The 6,025-nt window shown below is 69.1% G+C and carries 7 protein-coding genes; 3 read left to right on the forward strand and 4 right to left on the reverse strand.

What is annotated here, in order from left to right; all coding sequences use genetic code 11:
- Positions 1-440, forward strand: a 440-nt coding sequence (locus ABZW74_RS23555) for a glycine cleavage T C-terminal barrel domain-containing protein (RefSeq protein WP_355279812.1), incomplete at its 5' end; no start/stop codon positions are given.
- A gap of 23 nt (positions 441-463) precedes the next feature.
- Here ABZW74_RS23555 and ABZW74_RS23560 read toward each other — a convergent pair.
- Entirely contained in the window at positions 464-805 is a 342-nt protein-coding gene (locus tag ABZW74_RS23560; RefSeq protein WP_240860516.1) for a DUF2200 domain-containing protein, read from the reverse strand.
- 63 nt (positions 806-868) lie between these two features.
- Between ABZW74_RS23560 and ABZW74_RS23565 the strand changes: the two genes are divergently transcribed.
- Entirely contained in the window at positions 869-1,975 is a 1,107-nt protein-coding gene (locus tag ABZW74_RS23565; protein WP_240860517.1) for a branched-chain amino acid aminotransferase, read from the forward strand.
- 12 nt (positions 1,976-1,987) lie between these two features.
- On the opposite strand, the gene ABZW74_RS23570 is transcribed toward ABZW74_RS23565, so the two are convergent.
- The 3 genes from ABZW74_RS23570 to ABZW74_RS23580 are packed head-to-tail and all read right to left on the reverse strand — an operon-like array spanning position 1,988 to position 5,204.
- The gene (locus ABZW74_RS23570) at positions 1,988-2,770 is read right to left on the reverse strand and encodes an adenosylcobinamide-GDP ribazoletransferase (RefSeq protein WP_240860518.1); all 783 of its coding nucleotides are present in this window, start codon (positions 2,768-2,770) and stop codon (positions 1,988-1,990) included.
- A 7-nt stretch (positions 2,771-2,777) separates the two neighbouring features.
- The gene (gene cobT / locus ABZW74_RS23575; RefSeq protein ID WP_355279816.1) at positions 2,778-4,511 is read right to left on the reverse strand and encodes a nicotinate-nucleotide--dimethylbenzimidazole phosphoribosyltransferase; all 1,734 of its coding nucleotides are present in this window, start codon (positions 4,509-4,511) and stop codon (positions 2,778-2,780) included.
- Positions 4,512-4,514: 3 nt separating this feature from the next.
- Positions 4,515-5,204, reverse strand: a complete 690-nt coding sequence (locus tag ABZW74_RS23580; protein ID WP_240860520.1) for a DUF3043 domain-containing protein — start codon at positions 5,202-5,204, stop codon at positions 4,515-4,517.
- Between the two features lie 78 nt (positions 5,205-5,282).
- Between ABZW74_RS23580 and ABZW74_RS23585 the strand changes: the two genes are divergently transcribed.
- The coding region (locus tag ABZW74_RS23585) for a glycerate kinase (protein ID WP_355279819.1) at positions 5,283-6,025 on the forward strand (743 nt) is incomplete at its 3' end.

The following is a 6,025-nucleotide window of genomic DNA, read 5'->3' on the forward strand; positions in this document are numbered from 1 at the left end:
TTCAAGACGGCCAATCGCCCGAGGCGATCGCTCTGGCACGTCAGATCGTCACTGATCAGGAGAGCGAAATCGCGAGGGAGATCACGCCGGTGCAGGCACGGACGAGTTGGGCGGTCGGCTGGAACAAGCCGCAGTTCTTCGGGCGTGACGCGCTGCTCGCGGAAAAGGAGGCCGGACCGGTTCGGCGCCTGTACGGGCTGCGGGCCACCGGTCGTGGTGTGCCGCGCGCCGACTGCACCGTCCTCGCCGGACCGGGTGGTGCCCAGATCGGGTTGTGCACGTCGGGTACCTTCTCGCCGACTCTCAAACAGGGCATCGCCCTCGCCCTGCTCGACACCTCCTCCGGAGTGCGCAAGGGCGACGAGGTGATTGTCGACGTCCGCGGCCGTGACCTGCCCTGCGAGGTGGTCATCCCGCCGTTCGTGCCCAGCCACGTCTGACCTGCAGCCTCGTTGACTGGGCGTCAGGTGCGCAGGATCTTCGCCATCGCCTTGCCCTTGGCCAGCTCGTCCACGAGCTTGTCGAGGTAGCGGATCTGCTGCATCAGGGGGTCGTCGATGTCCTGCACCCGGACGCCGCACACGACGCCGGTGATCTGGTCTGCGTGCGCGTTGAGCCGGGCGTCGGCGAAGAAATCCTCGAAGGTGGTTTCGGCGTCGATGTGCCGCTTGAGATCGTCGGCGTCGAATCCGGTCAGCCACTCGATGACCTCGTCGACCTCGGCGCGGCTGCGGCCTTTACGTTCCGCCTTGGCCACGTAGAGCGGGTACACCGACGCGAAGCTGGTGTGGAAGATCCGATGCATGTCCTCATCGTAGGGCGCGGGTGCACGCGAATTCGGTTGTGCCCCGGCGGTACGATGGGCGCCATGACCTTGCAGTTCACCCGTACCGAACATCCCCACCCGGTGTCGGAGACGCGGCGCGCCGAGATCCTCGCCGCACCCGGCTTCGGTCGTCATTTCACCGACAACATGGTGATGATCGACTACGACGCGGACCGCGGGTGGCACAACGCGAAGGTGACCCCGTACGGCCCGATCGCGCTCGATCCGTCGGCGATGGTGCTGCATTACGGCCAAGAGGTGTTCGAAGGACTCAAGGCCTACCGCCAGCCCGACGGTTCGATCGCGGCCTTCCGCCCCGAGGCCAACGCCGAGCGGCTGCAGTCCTCGGCAGCGCGCCTCGCGATGCCGCCGCTGCCGGTCGAGGACTTCATCGGCTCGCTGCGCGCTCTGCTCGACGCCGACAACGAGTGGGTGCCCGCCTCCGGCGGCGAGGAATCGCTCTACCTGCGGCCGTTCATGTTCGCCTCGCAGGCCAGTCTCGGTGTCAATGCGCCGTCGTCGCAGTACATCTACTCGGTCATCGCCTCGCCCGCGGGCGCCTACTTCTCCGGTGGCATCAAGCCGGTCAGCGTGTGGCTGAGCACCGAGTACGTGCGCGCGGCACCGGGCGGCACCGGTTTCGCCAAGTGTGGCGGCAACTACGCGGCCGCCTTCCTCGCCCAGCGACAGGCCACCGAGCAGGGCTGCGACCAGGTGGTCTGGCTCGACGCGGTGGAGCGTCGCTACATCGAGGAGATGGGCGGCATGAACCTCTTCTTCGTCTTCGGATCGGGTGCCGACGCCCGACTCGTGACGCCGGAACTCACCGGATCGTTGCTGCCTGGCATCACCCGGAGTTCGTTGCTCACCCTCGCCACCGACGCCGGCTTCGCCGTGGAGGAGCGTCGCATCACCACCGAGGAACTGCGCAAGGGTGTCGCGTCGGGCGACATCACCGAGGTCTTCGCCTGCGGCACCGCCGCGGTGATCACGCCGGTCGGTCGGGTCAAGGGCGACCACGAGGATTACACCATCGGCAACGGCGTGACCGGCGAGGTCACCCAGGCACTGCGCGACACCCTCACCGGAATCCAGCGCGGCACCTTCGCCGACACCCACGGGTGGATGACCGAGCTCTACCGGCGGTAGTCGGTCCTCGGGTCAGAGCAGCAGCCCGACCACCGAGATCGCCACGCCGAGTTCGATTGTCGCGCCGAGGACGTCGCCGCTGATGCCGCCCATTCGACGCGCGCAGTGCCGCGAGAACACATCCGCGAAAACGCCGACCACCACCACGGTGAGCATCGCGCCGACGCACGCTCTGACGTCGAAATCCGTTGTCGACGAACCGAAACCGGCGAGGGCGGCCGCACCGAGCAGGACGGCACCCCAGATCGGTATCGACAACCGTTGCGTCCCGGCCACGAGCGCGCCGAAACCGTCGGGATGGGCGGGAGGTAACTGTCGCCGGGCCGCGACCACCGCGCTGAACCGTCCCAGTGCGACGGCAAATGCCGCTTCATACCAGCGTGATTCGACAAACAGTGACCCAAATCCGGTGGCCTGCACCGCGAGTACGAGAACGAGCGTCGCAACCCCGAACGGCCCGACAGTCCCGCTGCGCATGACCTCGGCTACGCGCGACGGCGGCCCGTAACAGCCGAGCCCGTCGGCGGTGTCGGCGAGACCGTCGAGGTGCATGCCGCGGGTGAGCAGGGCCAGCAGTACGACGGCGAGTACGGCGGTCACCGGTACGGGCAGATCGGTCTGTGCTGCCGCCGCGCCGAGGAGGGCGACGAGTGCTCCGAGCACTGCGCCGACGACGGGCACCGCGGCGAGCACCGCACCACCGAGACGACGATCGGGTTCCTCGTCCGCGCTCCCGACCGGAAAGACCGTCAACCAGCCGAACGCGGTCCGCACGGCGCGCAGCGGCGAGATCACCGTGCCCTCAGTGCTTCTCGTCGCTGTTGTCGCTGACGCCTGCCTCGCCGAAGGTGGCCATCGAACCGAGCAGGTCCACCGCCGAGGTCACCACCGGAAGCGCCATCAGCGCCCCGCTGCCCTCACCGAGCCGCATGGAGAGATCGAGGACCGGCTTCAGATCGAGGTGTTCCAGTGCCAGCGCGTGGGCGGGTTCGACCGACCGATGCCCGGCCAGCCACCAGCGCGATGCCCCGGGTGCCAACTCGTTCGCGACCAGTGCGGCGGCCGCGATGACTACACCGTCGAGGATGACCGGGGTCTTGCGTAGCGCCGCTTGGGCGAGGAAACCGGCAACCGCGGTGAGATCCGCACCGCCGACGGCGGCCAGCAGCGCCAGCGGGTCGTGGGTGACCGAACGCGCCCGACGCATGCCGTCGCGGATCGCGGCGGTCTTGCGCATCCAGCCCGCATCGTCGATACCGGTACCGCGACCGACGATCTCGACCGGCTCGCGCCGCGTGATCGTGCCGATGAGAACGGTGGCGGGAGTGGTATTGCCGATGCCCATCTCGCCGGCGATCAGCAGATCGGTGCCGGAGTCGACGAGATCGTCGGCGATGGCCCGACCGGCCGCCATGGCAGTGCGCGCCTCGGCGATCGAGATGGCGTCGGTGACACGGAGGTCGTTGCTGCTGCGTCGAACCTTGTAGCGCGACACCTCCGGTGCGGTGTCGGCGTCGACCGACATGTCCTCCACACGCACCGACGCGCCTGCCGCTCGCGCCAGGACGTTGACCGCAGCCCCGCCCGACGCGATGTTCGCGACCATCTGGGCCGTCACCTCGGACGGGAACGCGGAGACGCCGGCCTGGGCCACCCCATGGTCGCCGGCGAAGACGACGACCGCCGGTTGTGTGATGGGCGCAGGGGGGCACTGCCCCTGGCATGCCGAGATCCACACCGCGATCTCCTCGACCCGGCCGAGCGACTTCGGCGGTTTGGTCAGCGTGAGTTGCCGTTCCCGGGCCGCTCGCGCAACGGATTCGTCGGGCAGGTCGAGCACGCCGAACACCTCGGCGTCGGTGGGATCGAGGTCAGGAGGCGTGACCGGTGCCGACGACGCGCTCGGCGCCGCGACCGGTTCGGGGAGTGGCGGTGTCGGGACGGGGACCGGCTGAGCGGACGTGGGTGGGCGAGGAGTCGCGCTCGGTCCGGCCTCGACCACCCGGTCGGGAAGGTCGACGACCCGCCCGGCTACCACCAGGACCACCCGATCGCACACGCTCGCGATGGCAGTGTTCAACGCGCCGAGCTGATCCTGGAAGGCTCGTCCGGCCGGCGTCGGCGGCACCAGCGACAGCCCGACCTCGGGACTGATCAGCACGACGTCGGCCGTCATCTCGGTCAGCGCCGCGCACAGATCGTCGAATTCGGCGCTCATATCGACCGCGCTCGACCACCCGTCGAGCACATCGAGGCGCGCGGCCAGCCAGTTGCCGAGATCGTCGACGAGGGCCGGGATCGCCGGTGCTTCGCGCAGGGTTGCGGCGAGGTCGGTGGTCTCGATCGTCGTGTACCGCGCGTCGCGCCGAGCGCGGTGCGCTTCGACGCGGGCCACCCAGTCGGCGTCGGACGTGGTGGTCGGGCCGGTGGCCAGATACCGCACCTGTGAGTGTGTGGCGAGTAGCGATTCGCCGTGTCCGGACTTGCCTGAGCGCACGCCACCCAATACCAGGGTGCGATTCCCCCGATCGGTCATCGGTCAGACTTCGTCGCCCGCTGATACCTGTGGGCTCGGTGCGCGCATCCTGCGCATCTGCATCGCCCGGGTGAAGGCGTACCAGCCCAGTTTGAATCCGCCGTCGGCCGAGTCGGGGAAGCGCTCGCGCACCCTCTTGTTGACCAGGCGACCCAGGATGAACCCGTCGATCGCCATGAAGATCACGAAGATCAGCAGCAACGGGGTGGACAAGTACATCAGTCGAGGCAGGAACATGACGACGATCAGCACGATCGCGAACGGCATGAACAGCCCGGCGAAGTTGCGTCGGGAATCGACGATGTCGCGCGTGAACTTGCGGACCGGTCCCTTGTCACGCGGCATGAGGTAGCGCTCGTCGCCGGCCATCATGCGTTCGCGCTGCTCGAGGCGCTGCGAACGCCGCTGCTCGGAGCGCTCCTTGCGCTCTTCCTTGGACAGCGAGGTCTTCAGTTCCTTCTTGCGCGCCCGCGCCTCCGAGCGGTTGGTCGGCGGCGGGGCGACCGGCCCGCGTCGCCTGCTCTGCTGCGCGCTCCGTTTCGGCGTCGGCCTGCCCTTGCCAGGGGTATACGCACTGCCCTTGGTGGATTCGTCGGTCGAGTCGAGGTCCGCGGCATCGACGGTCGAGCTGTCGGCGGTGACCACGTCGTTCTCGCCCTGCCCGTCGGCATCCTTTTTCCATGGCAGTTTCACACCGTCGAGCCTAGGCGATGAACCCTGCCGACTTCCGTGCGCCTCCCTATACTTCCGCGCATGACGGCACCCGCCCACCTGCGTGTCTTGATCGCCCCCGATTCCTTCGGTGACACGTTGTCGGCGGTCGACGCCGCCGACGCGATCGCGGCCGGCTGGGCCGTTGCCCGCCCGGACGATGTGCTCGTCACAGCGCCGCAATCCGACGGCGGTCCGGGTTTTGTCGACGTGCTGGCGTCGCGGTTCGGGACGGTCGTCACCGAGAAGGTCAGCGGACCCCTGGGCGCGTCGGTCACGGCGCGATGGCTGCTCGACGAGTCGGGCGACGTCCCGACCGCTTACATCGAATGTGCGCAGGCCTGTGGGCTGCACCAACTCGGTGGCGGACCCACGCCGCGGACCGCGCAGGCGGCCGACACGTGCGGTGTCGGACAACTGGTGGCGGCGGCTCTCGACCGCGGCGTCGGGCGCGTGGTGGTCGGGCTCGGCGGCAGCGCGACCACCGATGGTGGCAGCGGGCTCATCGACGCGCTCGGCGGCGCTGCCCAAGCGAAGGCCCGGTTGGCCGACGTAGAAGTGGTCGCGGCGTCGGACGTGGAGAACCCGCTGCTGGGTCCGATCGGTGCGGCAGCGGTGTTCGGCCCGCAGAAGGGCGCCGACCCGGACACGGTCGCCCGACTCGAGGAACGCATGACCCAGTGGTCGCGGGTGCTCGCGTCGATCGCCGGCCGCGACATCAGCGGCGAGGCAGGGGCCGGCGCTGCCGGTGGTCTCGGTGCGGCGTTGCTGGCGGTGGGCGGGCATCGGGTGTCGGGGGCGAC

Source organism: Gordonia sp. NPDC003585 (genome assembly GCF_040610755.1).
Taxonomy (GTDB): Bacteria; Actinomycetota; Actinomycetes; order Mycobacteriales; family Mycobacteriaceae; genus Gordonia.

Excerpts from the sequence above, each read along its gene's own strand:
- ABZW74_RS23560 (WP_240860516.1), bottom strand. The coding sequence starts at position 805 with ATGCATCGGATCTTCCACACCAGCTTCGCGTCGGTGTACCCGCTCTAC.
- ABZW74_RS23565 (WP_240860517.1), top strand. The coding sequence starts at position 869 with ATGACCTTGCAGTTCACCCGTACCGAACATCCCCACCCGGTGTCGGAG.
- cobT (WP_355279816.1), bottom strand. The coding sequence starts at position 4,511 with ATGACCGATCGGGGGAATCGCACCCTGGTATTGGGTGGCGTGCGCTCA.